We start from the raw sequence: 1,752 nt of genomic DNA on the forward strand, positions 1-1,752 counted from the left end.
GTCGAAGAAGAGGTCGTCGGCGGTGCGCATGGCGGCGACCAGCCGGGGCACCTCCCAACCGTCCTCCGCGAACACGGCGGCGACCAGGTCGCGCTGGGCGGCCGGGTCGCGGAAGGCGTCGAACGGGGGCTCCGGACGGGCGAAGCTCAGGAAGCCGTGGATGTCCTCGCCCTCCCCCACGGCGTACAGGGCGGCGCCCCGGCCCGGCTCGCTCCAGAGGACGCCCTCGTGGGACAGGCCGAAGTCGTTGCGCAGGGTGAAGCCGGCGAAGCAGTGGCCGAGGTAGCGGTGGAACCGCTCCTCGCGGCCGAGGACCAGGGATCGGACGCCGGAGTGCAGGCCGTCCGCACCGATGACGAGGTCGAACCGGCGGTGGTCGCCGCCGCGGAAGGTGACGTCGACGCCGTCGGCGTGGTCGTCCAGGGTCTCGACGCTGTCGTCGAAGAGGAACTCCACGTCGTCCCGGACGGTGGCGTGGAGGATCTCCGCCAGGTCACCCCGGCGCACCTCCAGGTCGCGCCCCAGCACACCGCCGGCCATGGCCTCGGGGCGCATCGAGGTGATCGGGCTGCCGTCCGGCTCCAGGAACGTGATCCGGCGGGTGTCGACGTGGGCGGCCCGCAGCTCCGGCAGCAACCCCATCCGCTCGACCACGTCCAGGGCCGTGCCGCGGATGTCGACCGGGTACCCGCCGCCGCGCGGGGCGCCGGCCTTCTCCACCACCGTGACGTCGAAGCCGTAGCGGTGCAGCCAGTGGGCCAACGCCGGACCCGCGATGCCGGCGCCGGAGATCAAGACCGTGCTCATGCGTTCCACTCCTCGACTGGACAACTACCTAACTTAGGTAGCCTTCTTCGGACAACAAGGGTCGCTACCGTGTGGGCGGACCCTGTCCACCATATACCTAAGTTAGGTAAGTAAGAGGTGAGATGAGCGCCAAGGACGACGGCCGGCTCGACCTGTCGGCGGTGCTGCCGCGCCTGATGCGGCTGGGCGCCGTGCTCAACCGCAGCCAGTTGGCCGAGCGCGCCGTCGACCGGATCGGCATCCCGCTGGACCGGCCTGCGGTCCGGGTGCTCCTCACGCTGCGCACGGCGGGCCAACCTCTGCGGGTGGGCGAGATCGCCACCCGGATGGAGGTGGCCGGACCGCACGTCACCCGGCACCTGCACGAGCTGGAACGGCGGGGGCTGGTGCGCCGGGCCGCCGACCCGGACGACCAGCGCGCCCGCCTGGTCGAGCTGACGCCGGAGGGCGGCGAGATCGCCGGCCGCTACCTGGGCACGGTGCTGGACTGGCTCGGCGAAGCGGTGGCCGACTGGTCCGACGAGGACCGCGAGACCTTCGGCCGGCTGCTCACCCGGTTCGTCGACGACCTGACCGCGCACCTCACCGACGTGGACGACCGGGCGACCTGACCGCCGGACGCCCCCGTCGGCGGCAGGCCGGTCAGGCGGGTGGCGCGGCGGTGCTGTTCCGCAGCACCAACCGGGTGGGCACGAGGCTCGTGCCGGGCTCGACCGGTTCGTCGCGGACGCGGCGCAGGACGCGTTCGACGCAGCGGCGGCCGACCTCGGTGAAGTCCTGGTGCACGGTGGTCAGCGGCGGGACGAAGGAGCCCGAGTCCGGGATGTCGTCGAAACCGACCACGCTGACGTCGGCCGGGACGACCTTGCCCCGCTCGTGGAACGCCCGCAGCAGCCCCAGCGCCATCTGGTCGTTGGCCGCGAACACCGCCGTGCAGCCGGGTTC

The 1,752-nt window shown here is 72.5% G+C and carries 3 protein-coding genes; 1 reads left to right on the forward strand and 2 read right to left on the reverse strand.

Annotation, left to right across the window (positions count from 1 at the left end; all coding sequences use genetic code 11):
• A partial coding sequence (locus AB0G02_RS38490; protein WP_360804930.1) for an FAD-dependent monooxygenase occupies window positions 1–807 on the reverse strand: 807 nt, incomplete at its 3' end.
• A 122-nt stretch (window positions 808–929) separates the two neighbouring features.
• Between AB0G02_RS38490 and AB0G02_RS38495 the strand changes: the two genes are divergently transcribed.
• Window positions 930–1,418, forward strand: coding sequence for a MarR family transcriptional regulator (locus AB0G02_RS38495; protein WP_360804933.1), 489 nt, complete (start codon window positions 930–932; stop codon window positions 1,416–1,418).
• A gap of 31 nt (window positions 1,419–1,449) precedes the next feature.
• Here AB0G02_RS38495 and AB0G02_RS38500 read toward each other — a convergent pair.
• Window positions 1,450–1,752, reverse strand: a 303-nt coding sequence (locus AB0G02_RS38500; RefSeq protein WP_360804936.1) for a substrate-binding domain-containing protein, incomplete at its 5' end; no start/stop codon positions are given.

Source organism: Actinosynnema sp. NPDC023658 (genome assembly GCF_040639995.1).
Taxonomy (GTDB): Bacteria; Actinomycetota; Actinomycetes; order Mycobacteriales; family Pseudonocardiaceae; genus Actinosynnema.

Excerpts from the sequence above, each read along its gene's own strand:
- AB0G02_RS38495 (WP_360804933.1), top strand. The coding sequence starts at position 930 with ATGAGCGCCAAGGACGACGGCCGGCTCGACCTGTCGGCGGTGCTGCCG.